13 protein-coding genes and 1 tRNA gene are annotated in these 16,684 nt (G+C 67.3%); 7 read left to right on the top strand and 7 right to left on the bottom strand.

What is annotated here, in order from left to right:
- Positions 1-241: 241 nt before the first annotated feature.
- Both ABZX37_RS21740 and ABZX37_RS21735 read right to left on the bottom strand, forming a co-directional pair.
- On the bottom strand, positions 242-1,258 hold the full coding sequence (locus tag ABZX37_RS21740; protein WP_354742273.1) for a DNA/RNA helicase domain-containing protein: 1,017 nt from the start codon (positions 1,256-1,258) through the stop codon (positions 242-244).
- Between the two features lie 407 nt (positions 1,259-1,665).
- Positions 1,666-2,046, bottom strand: coding sequence for an XRE family transcriptional regulator (locus ABZX37_RS21735; RefSeq protein WP_354742121.1), 381 nt, complete (start codon positions 2,044-2,046; stop codon positions 1,666-1,668).
- 545 nt (positions 2,047-2,591) lie between these two features.
- Here ABZX37_RS21735 and ABZX37_RS21730 point away from each other — a divergent pair.
- The 6 genes from ABZX37_RS21730 (at position 2,592) to ABZX37_RS21705 (ending at position 7,814) form a co-directional block, all read left to right on the top strand.
- A tRNA-Leu gene (locus ABZX37_RS21730) sits at positions 2,592-2,678 on the top strand.
- A gap of 229 nt (positions 2,679-2,907) precedes the next feature.
- Positions 2,908-3,225, top strand: coding sequence for a hypothetical protein (locus ABZX37_RS21725; protein ID WP_354742119.1), 318 nt, complete (start codon positions 2,908-2,910; stop codon positions 3,223-3,225).
- A 15-nt stretch (positions 3,226-3,240) separates the two neighbouring features.
- Positions 3,241-3,891 carry a hypothetical protein gene (locus tag ABZX37_RS21720; protein WP_354742117.1) on the top strand — a complete coding sequence of 217 codons (651 nt, stop codon included), beginning with the start codon at positions 3,241-3,243 and terminating at the stop codon, positions 3,889-3,891.
- Positions 3,837-4,421, top strand: a complete 585-nt coding sequence (locus tag ABZX37_RS21715) for a hypothetical protein (RefSeq protein WP_354742115.1) — start codon at positions 3,837-3,839, stop codon at positions 4,419-4,421. The genes ABZX37_RS21720 and ABZX37_RS21715 overlap by 55 nt, the downstream gene beginning before the upstream one ends.
- 263 nt (positions 4,422-4,684) lie before the next feature.
- Positions 4,685-7,078 (top strand): tetratricopeptide repeat protein, encoded by a 2,394-nt coding sequence (locus ABZX37_RS21710; RefSeq protein ID WP_354742113.1) that lies wholly within the window; start codon positions 4,685-4,687, stop codon positions 7,076-7,078.
- A 334-nt stretch (positions 7,079-7,412) separates the two neighbouring features.
- Entirely contained in the window at positions 7,413-7,814 is a 402-nt protein-coding gene (locus tag ABZX37_RS21705; protein ID WP_354742111.1) for a hypothetical protein, read from the top strand.
- Positions 7,815-8,652: 838 nt separating this feature from the next.
- Here ABZX37_RS21705 and ABZX37_RS21700 read toward each other — a convergent pair.
- The 5 genes from ABZX37_RS21700 to xsc form a co-directional block, all read right to left on the bottom strand.
- Positions 8,653-9,372: a sulfite exporter TauE/SafE family protein gene (locus ABZX37_RS21700; RefSeq protein ID WP_354742109.1), complete on the bottom strand. Its 720-nt coding sequence runs from the start codon at positions 9,370-9,372 to the stop codon at positions 8,653-8,655.
- A gap of 205 nt (positions 9,373-9,577) precedes the next feature.
- Positions 9,578-10,324 (bottom strand): sulfite exporter TauE/SafE family protein, encoded by a 747-nt coding sequence (locus ABZX37_RS21695; RefSeq protein WP_354742107.1) that lies wholly within the window; start codon positions 10,322-10,324, stop codon positions 9,578-9,580.
- A 353-nt stretch (positions 10,325-10,677) separates the two neighbouring features.
- A complete protein-coding gene (locus ABZX37_RS21690) occupies positions 10,678-12,042 on the bottom strand; it encodes an amino acid permease (RefSeq protein ID WP_354742271.1) in 1,365 nt (454 codons plus the stop codon).
- Between the two features lie 295 nt (positions 12,043-12,337).
- Entirely contained in the window at positions 12,338-13,702 is a 1,365-nt protein-coding gene (locus ABZX37_RS21685) for an aspartate aminotransferase family protein (protein ID WP_354742105.1), read from the bottom strand.
- A 172-nt stretch (positions 13,703-13,874) separates the two neighbouring features.
- Complete coding sequence (gene xsc, locus ABZX37_RS21680; RefSeq protein ID WP_354742103.1) at positions 13,875-15,683, bottom strand: sulfoacetaldehyde acetyltransferase; 1,809 nt, start codon at positions 15,681-15,683, stop codon at positions 13,875-13,877.
- Positions 15,684-15,828: 145 nt separating this feature from the next.
- On the opposite strand from xsc, the gene ABZX37_RS21675 reads away from it, so the two are divergent.
- Entirely contained in the window at positions 15,829-16,674 is an 846-nt protein-coding gene (locus ABZX37_RS21675; RefSeq protein ID WP_344273801.1) for an IclR family transcriptional regulator, read from the top strand.
- Positions 16,675-16,684 lie beyond the last annotated feature (10 nt).

Here is a 16,684-nt window from a genome sequence, read left to right as displayed (position 1 = left end):
CCACGAGGCCGCCGCTGCCCATCGGAACCCAGAGGAGCTTGAGAACCTTGAACGCGTCCGCTCGTCGTTGTTTGTTGTGACATGAGATGGCGACATGTGCCGAATACGCGATGAGCACTGCGATGAGCACCGCGTAGCCGCCGACGAACCAAGCCCACATGGGCTTCCTTATGGCTGCGCATGCCGGGTTGGTGGCTGCCGATGACCTGCGCGTGTCGGGTTCGCGAGGGTCATCGGAGACTCAGGCGTGGACCAACTCGCGGAACTTGGCCTGGGTTTCGGGGTCAGCGGAGTACCGGATGGTGCCGCGCATGCCGTGGGTGAGCAGGACCTTGTAGGTGTGCTTGATCAGCTGGTCGAACTCGCCGGGTTCGGCGCGGGCGACGACGGTGTCTTTGCTGGCTGCGGGGTCGGCGATCCAGTGGTCGGTGCGCGAGACGAGGTCGGGGCCGAAGATGACGCCGTTCCAGTCGTATTCGAAGCCTTGGGCGGTGTAGATGCAGCCGACCTGGCCGAATCCGGCGGGGTCGGTGGCCCAGAGCTGGGAGGGGGGTGCGCCGTTGATTCCGCGGTCGCCCTTGACGTTCCAGGGGCGTTGCCAGTCGCCGATGACGACGTCGTCGGCCAGGCCGTCGTGGGGGTCGGCGTCGCTCCATTTCCAGCAGAAACCGGCGGGCATGCGTGCGCCGTATCCGTCGGCCAGTTTCGCGGCGAGCCGCGTTTCGAGGTCGGCGGGGCTGTCGGCGACCTCGACGTCGAAGCGGTCGTTGCCTTGCCAGGAGGCTGCGGCACTGTCGCTCAGGCCCAGCAGGTTCAGGACCCATTGTTCGTAGGCGCGGCTGCCGCCGCAGCGCAATTGGCCGTTGAGGTCGATCAGACGGACGGTAAAGCCTTTTTCGTTCGCTTTGGCGGCGATTTCGGCGTAGGAGCCGAGTTCTCCGGGGCGGACGACTTGGTGTTCGTCGTGGAGGAAGACGAGCATGCGGGCGGCGTCGATGAGTTCTTCGACCTGTGGCTTGGCGCTGCGTTTCGCGGCTGGGGTGTAGCGGTTGTTGGAGGTTTCGCGGATGCGGTGGGCCTCGTCGCAGATGAGGACGTCGAGCCCGTTGCGGCTGGCTTGGGCGAAACTGTTGAAGTACTGGAACAGTTTCTGGACCCGTGTGGTGCCCTTGCCCGCAGTTTTGCGCAGGGTGGTGGTGAAGGACTTGGACCCGGTTGCGTCGATCGCACTGTGCCCGTTGCGGTAAAGCTCTCCCAGCAGTTCGAGCGCGATGACGCTTTTGCCGGAGCCGGGCCGGTGCCGGTCAGCTCGGCGAAGCGGGCGCGCTCGGCGTTACCGACTTGTTCGTATGCGCGGTCGAGCACCTGTTGCATCTCCGACCGTGGGCGCAGGTCCGGCTTCTGGTGCCACGACGCGACCGTGCGGACGCCGATGCCGAGGTGCGCGGCGAAACCCTCGTTGCTCATTCGGAGAGCGGCTTGCAGTGCTGATGCGGTGCGGCCAGTCCATTCGTCGGCCGGATTCATCGGCGCGCGCATTCCGAATTCGAAGCTGCATTAGTCGTGCACTGCTTATGCACTGCTGGTGCATGGGAACGGTCGCCGTTTCGGCCTTAAATTCGGGGTATGGAAATCACCTAGTTCATCAGCCCAGCGCGCAAGCCGTCAGCGCTTCTTCTGCACGTGGTCGACGACGGTCGCCAGACTGGTCTGAACGTCGTCCAGCCGGTCGAAGATCTCGTCCAGGCGCTGTTCGAGCGCGTCGAGACGAGTCGAGAGTTCGCCCCCATCGTCGGCTGGCTCGTCGGGGTGCGGCGGCGTGCGGTTCTGCAGCACGGCCTGCAGATGCTGCGGGTGCCAGCCGAGCGTGATGGACAGTGCTTCGAGCGTGCGCGCGCTCCGTCGGCGCTCGACTGTGTGGTGCTGCAGCTCGCGCACGATCGCTTGAGACACGTGCGACCTCTCGGCAAGCTCTCGCTGCCGCCAGCCGAGTTCGTGCACGCGCATGTCGATCGCCTTCGCGACCGCCGCCCAATCCTCCGACACCTATTCCTCCGCGCTCCGCCTCAGCGCCGAGATTAGCGCGTCATTGCACTTTTCTCGGCGCGTATGGCGGGTGTGCCGCGGCGCGTCGGATACCTACGTCCTTCAGGCCTGGTCAGGCGGTCTGGGCTCCCGATGCGATGCCTTGCTGGTCGCGCCGGGTGGGGAGAGACTTCACGCCCGTACGCCTCCGGGACGTGCCGGGAGCAGCTCGCTTGGAAGCTGAGTTTTCGAAGGTGCTGTGCATGCTCGCAGTGGGCAGCCAACGTCTGGAATGTTGCTCGGTCGAGCGGGGCGGGAGGCGTCAGCAACGAAGGTTCCTCCGAATGATCTGCTGGCCAGAAGATGCCCGGTAAGGCAGGAGTTCTCGTGGTCTTCTGGAGGGGCTTGGCAGAGTTTGGCTGCGTACCAGATCTCGAGGACCTGCGGATATGCAGAGTTGAATCCAAATGTCGATAACATATGAGAATATCATGCGAGGTCTTGCTGATGTTTCGGACCCCCCTGAAAATGGGGGTCCGACCGTCGTATACTCTCTTCATCAGCAAGTCCGAGTGGCGGAATGGCAGACGCGCTAGCTTGAGGTGCTAGTGTCCTTAACGGACGTGGGGGTTCAAGTCCCCCCTCGGACACCACAACTGGTGAGATTTACCCAAGTCTCGCAGCAGCCGATCACCCAGTATGAGGGTGGTCGGCTTTCCTCATTGAACACCCTGCTCAGGACGTCCGGGCGGTGGTCAGCATGGCCTCCGTCGCCCCGCCGCTCACCCCCCGAACCTGGCCTGTCGGGCCTCTCTCCTCCTTGGCACCGGATGCCGGACGGCTCCCCTGCCCACTCTCCCGTCTCCCGCTCGGCAGACGGAGTTGGCGTACGCGCTGTCCCGCCTCGACGCCTCCGGATGGCTGTCCGTGACCACGGTCCTTGCCCGGCTCCGGTGGCGGACCTCGGTCCGGCTCGCCGCCACCGTCGTCGAAACCTCCGTCGTGCTCCGCCCCGACCGGCACGGCCTGTTCGTCCTCGATCTGAAACGCAAAGTCGTCCTCCCGCTGCTGCTGCGACGCCCCTGCCGCCTGCGCACCGGCGACCAAGCCCTCCTCGTTGCCGACAGCCGCGAGAACCCCTGGTCATCCACCCCATGGCCGCCCTGGACAAGATCGTCCTCGCGCGGCACGCCTCCTTGATCGGAGGTACCGGCGATGACCACTAGCCAAGCCGAAATCGACGCCGCCCAGCTCCTGATCTCGAAAATGGGCCTCACTCCGGCCGACCTGCTCGACCAACCGGCACCGGCGGCCGAGGTGCCGACGTTCTCCGCCTACATCCCGGTCGTCGCCCGCTCGGCCACTCCCTCCGCCGCACGCGCGCACGGAAGCTATTGGGCCAAGGTCGAGGCAGCGTGGGGCGTTCGGCGGATCGACGAACCTACGCCGTCGGAGATCAAGGCGCTCGCCGAACAATCCCGCGCCAATGCGCTGGTGCGCCGCAACTCCCGCAGCGGGCGTTACGCGGTGGAAAACCTCATCGCCGCGCTCCGCTGTCTCTACGTGCACGCCGTCGGCGACGGGCTCATCACTGAACTCCAGAACCCCGCGCTCCAGGTCACGAAACCCCGGCGCTTGCCCTCGCCGCGACGTGCACTGACCTCCGAAGATCTGACCGAGATCAACACTGCGGCCGCCGAGACTGGCGACGATCCCGATCTCAAGACTCTCCTGCTCCGGCTGCATACCGAGACCGCGTGCCGCCGCGCCGGCACGCTCAGTCTCCGCCGCCGAGACCTCGACCCGGCGGAGTGTCTCGTCTATCTGCGCGAGAAAGAAGGCACCAGCCGGTCTCCCCGACGCTGATCCGGCTGCTTCTCGACCACGCCGCCGACCGTGGCTCCACTCATCCTTACGGACAGCTCCTGCGCTGCCGCAGCGGCGAGCCCATCACCAAACGCCGCTACGACCACCTCTGGAAACGCCTGTCGTTCGTGCGCAACCAGAACATCTCCACTCACTGGCTCCGCCACACCACCCTCACCTGGGTCGAACGACGCTTCGGCTGCGGCACCGCGCACGCCTACGCCGGACACTTCGACTCCGGGGACAACGCCACCGTCACCTACATCAGAGCCTCGATCCACGGCGTCGCCACCGCATTGGCCGCTCTGACGAGCGAACCACACTCGCTGGCCCGAGCCCAGCAACCCCTGATGCGTGCTTACCCGGGCGCGCGTGTTCAAGCTGGTGTCGCACGCCGCGTTGACGCGGTGACGGTGAAGGTTCACCTGCTGTGGGCCGCCAGAAGCGTAGGTGGCGAGGACCTCGAACGCCAAACCGCGATCGTCCGGCAGCGGTACGTCGGGCAGTCGTGGATGCCGATCCGATCATGAGCACGCCTCGCACGGGGTCCCCGACGACTGGGAAAGAGCCACGCTGGTGGCGCAATGTCTTCGCAGTGCTGTCGTAAACGCGTCGGACACCGCAAGTAATTGCGAAATCAGCTTTCGGAGGCATGTGGCACTGCTCAGCCTGCCGAGCTGCCTGTTGAACGCGTTCGCGGCCGAGCTGGGCCTTCTGGCTCTGATCTCGTTGCCTGCACGCAGGATCAGGGTAGTGTGACGACCCGGATGTGCGACATGGCTGAGGGGGCCGAATGTCGGAGACACCAGAGCCGGACGTGAACAATTGGTCCAATCGGTCGGAATCAGCCCGAGATTTCGTCCAGGCGCGAGACGTCTGCGGCGGGGTGCATCTACATCAGGCCAGTCACCGGGCCGCCCAGGTGCCGCGGCAGCTGCCGATAGACGTGCGGGGTTTCGTCAACCGGAACAACGAACTGGAGAGGCTGGACCGCTGGCTGTCCAGCGACGAAGAAGTGGACACAGCCGCCGTCGCGGTGATCGCGGGCACGGCGGGGGTGGGCAAGACAGCTTTGGCGATCCGCTGCGCGCATCGTGCCAGTCATCGCTTTCCCGACGGCCAGCTCTACGTGAACCTGCGCGGCTACGATCCAGGCGCTCCGCTGACCGCAGACGACGCACTCGGCCATTTCCTGCGGGCGTTGGATGTGCCGGCGAGCCGGATTTCAGCCGACGTCGACGCCAAGGCCGGGCTGTACCGCTCGCTGGTCGCCGACAAGCGAATGCTGATCGTTCTGGACAACGCCGCGACCGTCGGCCAGGTCCGGCCCCTGTTGCCAGGTACGTCCGGCTGCCGTGCCTTGATCACCAGCCGCAGCCGCCTTCCAGGCCTAGTGGCACGCGAGGGTGCGCGCCGGGTTGCCCTGGAGTTGCTCTCCGACACAGAGTCCGTCGCCTTGTTGCGTGCGGTCACTGTTGGCTATCGGACTACGGACAACCCCGGAGACCTGGCGGAGCTGGCCCGGCTCTGCGCTCGGTTGCCGTTGGCGCTGCGCGTCGCCGCGGAGCGGGCCGCCGGTCGACCGGCGATGCCGCTGGCCGATCTGATCCAGGATCTGCGCGACGAGTCCTCACTGTGGGAGGCCTTGTCCACTGAGGACGACGACGACGCCGACGCGGTTCGCGCCGTGTTCGCGTGGTCGTACCGGGCTCTCCCACCGGCTGCCGCTCGGTCATTCCGCCTGCTGGGGTTGCATCCTGGTGCTGATTTCGGCCTCGACGCTGCGACAGCGCTGATCGGGACCACCCGACGTCACGCCCGCCGCCTCCTGGACACGCTGGTCGGGGCGCACCTCTTGGAAGACATGGGGTCGAGCCGATATCAGTTCCACGACTTGATGCGTGCCTACGCGGCCGACCAGGCCCGCCACGAGGAGCCGGCGGCCGAGCAAGACGCAGCCCTGCGCCGCGTCCTTGAGTGGTATCTGCGTGCGTCGATCGCCTCGGTGGATGCCACCGGATCCCGAGGAGGAGCTTTCCGTGTCTCCTTGGATCCGTTCGACGGTGAAATTCCGCGGACGGAGTTCATCGACGATCGCGATGCGGCACGGTGGTATGAGCGTGAGCGCGCGAACCTCATGGCAGCGACTCGGACTGCCGCGGCTGTCGGACTGGACCGGCTCGCGTGGCGAATTCCCGCGGTCCTGATGGAAATCAACGGCAGTCGAGATCCGCTAGGTGGGTGGCTGGAGGTCGACTCGATCGCCCTTGACGCTGCCCGACGCTGTGGTGACCGCAGAGGCGAGGCCGTCATCCATTGGGGCCTCGGTGTGCGTAACAGACTGGGACAGCATCTGCATGAAGCCGAGGACCATTACAGGAACGCGCAGGAGCTCTTCGATGAGTTAGGCGATCAGCGGGGTGTTGCGGAGTCACTGAACGGTCTTGGCCTCACATATTTGCGATCTTATCGGTTTGATGCGGCACGGACCGAGTTCGAGCGTGGCCTGGCCATTACGCGTCAGCTGGACGCTCCCTTGCTCGTCGCCTTCCTGACCGGCAATATTGGCGGCCTCCACCTTCGCCGCGGTGACCTTCCCGAGGCTGAACGCGAGACCCGGAAGGCCGTTGCCACCTACCGACAGCTTGGTAATGACAGCGAGGAGGCGTTCTGCTTGGCACGCTTGGCCGAGGTGCTGATAGAGCAGCGCCAGTTCGTGGAAGCACGGGAGTCGCTGCAGCACGCTATGGCGTATGCCGAAGCGAATGACAACAAGCTGCTGGAGGGGCTTCTGCTGCTGCACCAAGGCCATCTGGAACTCGAGGAGAACTCCCTGGATACTGCTCTGATCTCGAGCCAGCATGCTGTGGTTCTGTTGCGTCAGTTCGGCTATGAAGTCGCCGCGGCTGAGGCTTTGCAGGTCGTGGGGAAGGCTTACCGGCAGCTGGATCGTTTGGCCGACGCAGCCAACTTCTTCCGGCAGTCCGCGGAGGCCCAGCGTCAGTACGGTGATCGCTTGCACCATGCGACCGCGCTCGACAGCCTTGCGGAAGTGCTCAGCCTGCTCGGCAAACCTGATCAGGCACGGCAGGCTTGGAACGAGGCCCAGCCGCTGCTCACCGGTATCGACGGCTCGCGAGCAGCCCGGCTGCGCGTCCAACTGGAGCAGCGGCTATCGCAAGGGTGATGAATTAGGTACGGCACGGCGTGCGGAATTCTCCCGCGGGCGAGCCTTGACCGTCGTGCATCGGATCGCGATCTGCTTCGACGTGTCTGCAGGGTCTGCTCGAGAAGGGAAGCCCTGTGCTGATCTTTGCCGTTGGATCCTGCCTTGGCCTGGCGGTTGGCCGTTCGCTCGCGTTCATCGCCAGATCAGGGAAATCCGCTGGTCAGCGGCGATGGGAGAGGCTTGCGCCTAACGCCGACGTGTTCTCCCGTAAGCATGGCCGTCAGGCCGTGCAGGAGAACGGCGCGCCGCAGGCGCTCGACACGGACCACCTGCTCACGAGCGCCGGGTTGTGGTGGGTGACCGCAGCGGTGGTCGCGATCTTTATCGAGGTCTTTGCCTCCATCGACACATCCGTTCCCGCCGCCTCCGCTCTCGTGTTCGCTACGACCTGCTGCCGACGACCGCCTTCGACCCGTCGCTGCCCGCGGTTCTGGCGTTCGCGCACCAGTTGGGCCGCGCGCGTCCGGTGCACGGCTGGGTGCCCCGCTCGGTCGTCGGCGTCCGGGTTCGTTTCGGCACCGACCCGGACTTCGGGAAGATGGTCATGAGCATCGAAGGACGGGAGTCCATTGCCGGTGTTCTGAACAAGCCCGACTACCCGCAGGTGGAAATCCGCCGCGCGACGCCGCCCGGTCGCGGAGAAACCACCCCTGCCAACGGAGGAGAGACCACCCCGGGCGACGCGGCGGAGTAATGACCTCGGCGGCCGCCGCCCGGGGGGCGTTGAGGGGCTATTTCGCCGCGGATTTTTTTGCCGTGCGCGCCCGGTGGGGTTTCACGTCCTGCTTCAGGCTTTCTTCGTAGATCCAGACCAAATCCTGGTGCTACTCCGGGAAAAGACTATCGCGACGGGAAGCCGATCACCCGCCGTTGCTACGGCGGCCTCTGGAACCGCATCGGCCACACGCACCTCTGGGTCGCGCGCCACGGCATCACCACCCACTGGCTCCGCCGCACCACCCTCACCTGGGTCGAACGCAACTACGGCTGCGCCACTGCCCAGGCCTACGCCGGACACTCCGCTCAGTCCAGCCCGGCCCACGCCACCAGCACCGCCACCTATGTCAAAGCCACTATCCGCGACGTCGCCACAGCCCTCGCCGCATTATCCGGCGAACCGCACCCGCTTGCGCATCGCGGCAATGCATTCCCATTCGAACCGAAAGAATCTGATAGGCTCGCAGCATGACGAATTCCCTTTCGCAGGGAATTCTCGCCCGTGACCGTGTTCGAGTCCCGCCTCGGACACGCGTTAGCCCTACGGGGCAGGCGGATGGTCGTAGAGACCATCCGCTTTTTGCGTTATAGAGCAGTTCCAGGCTGGTCTCCTCGTGCAATCCCTGCGACTGGGCCGGGCTCGCGCTCGTCGCCGGTGGCTCGGGATCTGCCAGTGAGCCGCTGGCATGCTCGGCGAACATCGATCGCACTTAGTGCTGAGTACCCGGCTCAAGTACAGGCGAACGCTGACCGCCGCGCACGGGCCAGTCGGGGTGTGGCGTTAAGCAGCCCAAAGCAGAGGGGTGCAGCCTGGGTCAGGCGCTGATTATCGTCACCACGCCGGACGCCACGATCAGGCCGACGATCGCTCGGTCGAACACTGTGCGCGGGACGCGGCCGATGAGACGGCCGCCGAGGATGTTTCCGGCTAGGGCGGCTGCGACCAGGATCGGCAGCTGGGTGCCTAGGGCGGTGGTGTCGAATTGGCCTGCGGTGACCAGGAGCAGCAGGGACAGGCAGTTGGTCACCACGAAATAGCCTGCGAGGTCGCCGACGAAGGTTCTTGGGGGGACTTTGGCGGAGGCCAGCAGGACGGCTGGTGGTGCGCCGTTCAAGGAAGTGGTGGTGGAGAGGTAGCCGCCTAGTAGACCGGCGAGGGCTTGCTTCGTGGTGGTCGCGGGGTGCGGTTCGGCAGTCGGGCGGAGCAGCAGGCGCAGGCCGGAGAGTACGACCACGGTGCCTGCCAGGATGCGGAGGGCTTGGGGCGGCAGCAGGTGCAGCGTGAGTGCGCCGGCGGCGGCGCCGGGGAGGCTTGCGGCGCCTAGAACTGCTACGCGGCGCCAGGCGATGTGGGCTCGTTCGCGGTGGAGCACTGCGAGCCTGGTGATCATGGTGGCGATCAGGTTGATCACGACCACTTGCGGCAGCGGGAATCCGATGAGCAGCAGCAGGGGAGTGCCGACCAGGGACGCGCCGAATCCCGTCAGGCCGCCGATGAAGCCTGCGAAGGCGATGGCCAGTGCGCCGAGGATCATGGGGCCGCCTGGCGGGTGGAGGGGAGAGGTGCACGGGGGTCGGCAGATGGTGACGTTGCTTGGTAAGTGGAGGAGGGAATCCCGCGCTGTCGGGGAGGGGGCGTCGTGGCGAGGCGCGGGACGGTGCCTGGTGGGGGAAGGAGACGCGCAGGCGGGGTTGTGGCGGCGCGGTGAGGATCGGGAGATGCGGTCTGGTTGGTGAGGGTCACGTGACCACCGCTTGTCCGACCAAAGCCAGGGACAGTACGGCGAGGATGCCGAGCACGATCCGGCGGGCGTCGCCGCGGGCGTGGCGGTACAGCCAGGTTCCGGCGGCGACTCCGGCCAGGGCGATGGGGAGGAAGAGGGCGGTTTGCCGGAGGACGTCGCCCGTGAGCAGGCCGCCGGTGGCGGCGGTGGCGACGGTCATCGAGTCGGCGGCCAGGAAGAAGACGACCAGGCTCGCGCGGTTCACTGCCATCGGGAGCGGGGACGCCAGGTACATCAGCACGACTGGCGGGCCGCCCATTCCGCAGGCGCCGTTCAGGACTCCGAAGGCGGTTCCCATGCCTGCGCAGGCGGCGCGGCCGGGCATGCGCCGGGTTTGGTGGCTGAAGGCCAGGGCCAGCGCGGAGAGTCCGACTACCAGTCCGACGGTCAGTCTTGTCGCGCGTTCGGGCAGCGCTGCCAGGAACCAGATGCCGGTCGGCAGTCCGAGGAGCGCACCGGTCAGGAGCCAGCGGACGGACGGGCGGTGGGCGTCGGGCCAGGACTTCGGCAGCAGGGTCACGCTGGAGGCTACTTCCAGCAGGAGCGTGCTCGGGACCACCGCGGGCGGCGGGAGCACCAGGCAGAGGCAGCTCACCCAGACCAAGGACGCGCCGAAACCGGAGTAGCCGCGGATCAGGCCGCCGGCCAGCAGGGCGGCGACGGCAAAGGCCATCGCCGCCGGGGACAGCTGCCAGAAGGTCATCGGTGCGCTGGGGGAGCGGGGACCCTGGGCGGGTGCGGCATCTGACCTCCACGACGCGGGCGGATCGGTTTACCTTGCGGGACGTCTGGTCGCGGCGGTAGGTCCAGAATCGTGGCATCGCTAGGTGCCAGCTGGACGGGCTGGGCTGACCTCGGCGAGGCGTGACCGGCTCGTCGGCGGTCTGGGGAACCTGGGTGCGGGCCAGTCGCGTGCCGAGCACGGGGTGACGAGTGGCCGCGAACGACTCGTGCGCGGGCCGGACCCGCGTGGTCGCGGGAACCCGGGTGCGGTCCAGCCGGGCGAAGGATCTGCTCGGGAACCGGCAGACCGGACGCCCGGCTGGACAGACCGGATCAGGGCGAAGCGATCCCGGCCTCGCCTCGTGAAGCGTCCTTCTCCGTGGTGGCCGCGGGACCGGCCGGACGGCGTTTCCGGACCTGGTACGCGATCAGGATCAGCACCAGGGTCACCGCGCTCAGCCAGAACTGCGAGCGGGTCGACGGGAGGAACGCCATGGCCAGAATGACCGCCGCCATCAGGGCGATTGTCGCGTAGCTCAGCCACGGGAAGAGCCACATTTTCAGCGAGAGTGCGCCCGGATCGGTGTTCTGCAGGCGTTTCCGCAGCCGGACTTGGGCCAGGGCGATGGCCAGGTACACGAACAGCGCGACCGCGCCGTAGGAGTTCACCAGGAACTGGAAGATCAGGTTCGGCGAGGTGTAGGCCGCGATGACCGAGACGTACCCGACAACCGTCCCGGCGATGATGGCTCGGCGGGGGACGCCGCTGCGGGACAGTTTCGTGAACATCTTCGGGGCGTCGCCGTTGCGGGTCAGGGCGAACAGCATCCGCGAGGACGTGTACAGGGCCGAGTTCAGGCAGGAGAGCACCGCTGTCAGGACGATGGCGTTCATGATCGTCGCGACGGCGGGGATGCCCAGGACGTCCAGGACCGCGGCATAGGGGCTGACGGCGGTGTCGGGGGCGTTCCAGGCCTTCACCGCGACCACCACGAAGACCGAGCCGACGTAGAACAGTACGACGCGGAACACGATGGAGCGCATGGCTTTCGCGATCGCGCGGCGCGGTTCGGCGGATTCGGCGGCGGCGATGGTGACGATTTCCGCGCCGGTGTAGAAGCCGACGCAGGGGACTACCGCGGCTAGCACCGCGCCGATGCCCATGGGGGCGAAACCGCCATGGGAGACCAGGTTGCCCAAGCCGCCGTGGGCTCCGGGCCAGACGCCGAACAGGTACAGGGCGCCGACCACCAGGAACACCAGGATCGCGATGACCTTGATGGAGGAGAACCAGTACTCGAACTCGCCGTAGGACCGCGCGGAGACCAGGTTCGTGAGAGTCAGCAGCAGGAGCAATCCCAGACTGAGCACCCACAGGGGCACGCTCGGCAGCCACAGCTGCAGGATCCGGCCGCCGGCCACCGCTTCCACGGCTACGACGATCACGAAGAAGTACCAGTACATCCAGCCGACGGTGAAGCCCGCCCGGTTGCCCATCGCCTCCCTGGCGTACACGTAGAACGAGCCGAGCGCGGGCCGCGCGACGGTCATTTCGGCCAGCATCCGCATGATGAGCACGGTGATCAGGCCGGCGATGAAGAACGAGACCACCGCCGCGGGCCCGGCCGACTGGATGACCACGCCGCTTCCGACGAACAGGCCGGCGCCGATCACGCCGCCCAGTGCGATCAGATTCATGTGGCGTTGCTTGAGGCCCGGTTTGAGACCGCTCTGGGCGGCTGTTTCCGGTGCAGAACCCACGTCTCCTCCTTCCGGCGGCGCCGGGGGACCTCGGTGTCCCCGCGCCGACTGCCGCCGCGATGTCGCTGAGAGCTGCTGTGTGGTTCCCGTCACCGTAGGAAGGAACAGGTCCCTCCGCGAGAGCCAGATGCTAGCGATGCTCCGGTACCAGAACGACCCGATTCCGGACAGCAGGACGGGCGCCGGGCACCTTTGGAACAAAGAGGTACCCAGCGCCCGTCCCGGCTATCCGTCAGGGCTGGATCGCCTTCTCCACGTCGGTGAGCATGCCGTCGACGCCGTGCAGGAGCTCGTCCAGCACGTCCGTGTCGGCCACCAGCGGCGGCGAGATCATGAGCATGGTCGCTCCCCGGTCGTCGCCGCGGAGGATGACTCCGGTGCGGCGGAACGACTCCGGCAGGACCTCCCGCAGGACCGTCAACGACTCCTCGTTGGTCAGCTCGCGGCCGCCGTCGCGGTCGGCCATCAGCTCGATCGCGTAGAAGAAACCGGTGCCGCGGACGTCCTTGACGCACCGGTGCGCGTCCTTCAGCGACTCCAACGCCGCGTGCAGCTTCGGGCCCTCCTCCAGGACGTGCTCGGGCACCTTCTCGTCGCGCATCGCGCTGATGTTGGCGACCGCGATGGCCGTCGACACCGGGTGGCCGCCCCAGGTCGCGCCGTGGGTGAAGACGCCGCCCTTCGGGGAGTCGTACAGCTCGGTGACCAGCTGCTCGCGCACGATCACGCCGCCGAGCGGGGCGTAGCCCGAGGTGGAGCCCTTGGCGAAGGTGATCAGGTCCGGTACGACCCCGGTCAGGCCGTGGCCGAAGAAGTGGCCGAGGCGGCCGAACGAGCAGATGACCTCGTCGGACACCAGCAGGATGCCGTACTTGTCGCACAGCGCCCGCAGCGCCGGCCAGTAGCCCTCCGGCGGGACCAGCGCGCCCCGGCCGTTCTGGACCGGCTCGGCGAAGACCGCGGCGACCGTCTCGGGGCCTTCCTCGAGGATGACCGCCTCGATGGCGCGGACGCAGTCGAGCTGGTCGGCCGGGCCGCAGTCGCCGGTGAGGCCGAGGGTGTTCGGGACGTGCCGGATGCCCGGCAGCAGCGGGCCGAACGGCTCCTTGATCTTGGGCAGGCCGGTGACCGACAGCGCGCCCATTGTCGTTCCGTGGTAAGCCATTTCGCGGCTGATGATCTTCGTCCGCTCCGGGGCGCCCTGGCTGCGGTGGTACTGCCGGACGAACTTCAGCGCGGTCTCGACCGCCTCCGAACCGGAGTTCACGAAGAACGTGGTGCCGAGGTCGCCGGGGGCGAGGTCGGCGATGATCCGGGCGGCCTCGATCGACGGCGGGTGCGCCGAGCCCCAGTTGCTGGCGTAGGCGAGGGTGCCGACCTGCTCGGCCGCGGCCTTGGCGATGTCCGCGCGGCCGTGGCCCATGTTGACGCAGAACAGCCCGGCGAGACCGTCGAGGTGGCGGCGGCCCTCGGTGTCGATGAGATAGCTGCCCTCGCCGCGGACGAACACCGGGAATTCGCTTTGCCAGGTGTCCTTGCGCGTGAAGTGCGGCCCGAGGTGTCGGCGGGCAGTGGCCCGCAGCTCCGTGACGTTCACCTGGCGACCTCCTGTGTGTGCGAGAACGGGAATGTGTCGACGATCGCAATCTTTCTGGTCCACGCCCAGAGCCAGAAAGAGGCCGATCACTGGGGCCAGATCCGGTGTCCGGACGCGAAAAACCGGCCGGGCGCGAAGGCCCGGCCGGTTCAGTTGTTCGCGAAGCGGGGGATCAGACGTAGTCCTGGTACTTCTCCAGGAACCGCACCGGCTTCGACAGGGCGTCGCGGCGGAACGGGTCGCCCAGCTCGCGGGTGCACATGATCTCGATGACCGTCGTGCGGCCCTCGTTCATCTGCGCGTCCACGGCCTTCTGCAGCGCCGGGCCGACGTCCTCGAGCTTGTCCACGACGATGCCGTCCGCGCCCATCGCCTGCGCGATTCCGGCGAAGCTCTCGCTTTCCAGTTCGCCTGCCACGAAACGGCGGTCGTAGAAGTCGACCTGGTTCTTCTTCTCCGCGCCCCACTGGCGGTTGTGGAACACGACGGCGGTGACCGGGATGTCGTGCCGCACCGCGGTCATGACCTCGCCCATGCTCATGCCCCACGCGCCGTCACCGGCGTACGCGATCGCCGGGCGGTCCATCGCGGCGGCCTTGGCGCCGATGATGGTCGGCAGGGCGTAACCGCAGTTGCCGAAGGACATCGGCGCGAAGAACGACCGCGGCTCCTCGAAGCGCAGATAGCTGTGCGCGACCGAGTTGATGTTGCCGATGTCGGTGGACACCATCACCCGCGCGGGCATGGCCTTCTCCAGTTCGCGCAGGACCTGGCGCGGGTGCAGCCAGTTGCCCTCCTCGCCCTCCTGCTCGGCGATCATGTCGAGGGAGTACGGGTCCTTCTCGTGGGTCCACTCGGTGAGTTCTTCCTCCCACGCGTCCTTCTCGGCCTTGATGCGCCCGGCGCGTTCGTCGCGGGTGGCGTCGCTGGCGAGGGTGCGGTCGACGAGGCGCTCGGTCAGCGCGGCGGCGGCGGCCTTCGCGTCGCCGCAGATGCCGACGGTGATCTTCTTGACCAGGCCGAGCATCTTGTGGTCGGCGTCGATCTGGATGATCTTCGCGTCCCTGGGCCAGTAGTCCATGCCGTGCTGCGGCAGGGTGCCGAACGGGCCGAGCCGGGTGCCGAGCGCGATCACCACGTCCGCCTGCGAGATCAGCTTCATCGCGGCCTTGGAGCCCTGGTAGCCGAGCGGGCCGCACCACTGCGGGTGGCTGGCCGGGAAGCTGTCGTTGTGCTGGTAGCTGTTGACGACCGGCGCGCCGAGGCGTTCGGCGAGCGCCTTGCACTCCTCGACGCCGTCGGACATGACGACGCCGCCGCCGGAGATGATGACCGGGAATTCCGCGGTGGCCAGCAGTTCGGCGGCCTGGGCGAGGGTCCTCTCGCCGCCGGGGCCGCGGTCGAGCCGCTGCGGTTCCGGGATCTCGGTCTCGATCTCGCCGTAGAAGTAGTCGCGCGGGATGTTCAGCTGGGTCGGGCCGAGTTCCGCGTGCGCCCGGTCGAAGGCCCGCGCGGTGTACTCGGCCATCCGCTTCGGGTTGTTGACGTGCGCCTGGTACTTGGTGAACTCCTGGAACATGGGCAGCTGGTTGGCTTCCTGGAAGCCGCCGAGGCCGGAGCCCATCGTGCCCGCCTCGGGCGTGATCATCACGACCGGGCTGTGCGCCCAGAACGCCGCCGCGATCGCGGTGACGCAGTTGCTGATGCCGGGGCCGTTCTGCCCGATGACCACGCCGTGCCGTCCGCTCACCCGGGCGTAGCCGTCGGCCATGTGCGCGGCGCCCTGCTCGTGCACGACCGGGACGAGCCGGATGCCGGCCGGCGCGAAGATGTCCATCGCGTCCATGAACGCCGAGCCCATGATGCCGAAGATGTCGGTGACGCCGTTGGCCACCATCGTCTCGACGAAGGCCTCCGACGGGGTCATCTTCGCCGGCCCGCTGACGACGGTGCGGCCGTCGCCCGTCTTCCTCTCCGCCATGGTTGAACTCCTTCGACGCTGAAAGTCTTGGTTTTCGGTACGTGAGGTTCGTGAAAGCTGAACGCGATGGACGATAAGACGCCACGCGCGGGAGGTCAACCGGCAGTTGATGGAAAACGAGACAGGATGTGCTAGTTTTCGGAACGTGAGTGAGTTGCGGAAGACCAGCGCCGTGGAACTCGTGCGCGAGCCGGACGGCGCGGGCCTCGACGGAGACACCCCGACCATGCGGCTGTTCGCGCTGCTCGAGCTGATCGCGGCGAAGGATCAGCTGGTGACGCTGCAGGGCCTGGTCGAGGAGACCGGCCTGCCGAAGCCGACGCTGCACCGGATGCTGCAACAGCTGGAAGGCGCGGGACTGCTCGTGCGCCAGGCCGACGGGCGGCATTACGGCACCGGCGACCGGCTGCGCCGCCTCGCGGAGAACCTGCTGCTCAACGCCACGCATCACGGCGCGCGCCGCGCGGTGCTCAACCACCTGGTCGACGAACTGGGGGAGAGCTGCAACATCACCGCGCTGTCCGGCAGCGAGATCGTCTACCTCGACCGCGTCGAAACGCCCGAGCCGCTGCGGTTCTACCTGCGGCCCGGTTCGCGCGTGCCGATCCACTGCTCGGCCAGCGGCAAGATCATCCTGTCCCAGATGAGCCCGGCGCAGCGGCGCAAGCTTCTCGCACACGCTCCGCTCAAGCAGTACACCGCCAAGACCGTCACCGATCTCGACGCGCTGGAGGAGGAGTTCGCCCGCATCCGGCGCGACGGTTTCGCGCTGGACGACGAGGAATTCCTGCCCGGGCTCGTGTGCGTGGCGGTGCTGGTGCCCAGCCGCACCGGCCGGTCCAACCTGGCGGTGGCGGTGCAGGCCCCGGTCATGCGGCTCACCGCCGACAAGGCCTTGCAGGCGCTTCCCGCGTTGCAGCGGGCCGCCGAAGCGATCAAGGAGGTCGAGGCCGAGGGGTCGGCCGACGACGCCGACAGCATCCCGTCCTGACGGAGGTCCC

The sequence above is a fragment of the Amycolatopsis sp. NPDC004079 genome (genome assembly GCF_040610415.1).
Classification (GTDB): Bacteria; Actinomycetota; Actinomycetes; order Mycobacteriales; family Pseudonocardiaceae; genus Amycolatopsis; species Amycolatopsis halotolerans.
The sequence above is the reverse complement of the archived record's forward strand: the minus strand, read 5'-3'. Positions and strand labels throughout refer to the sequence as shown.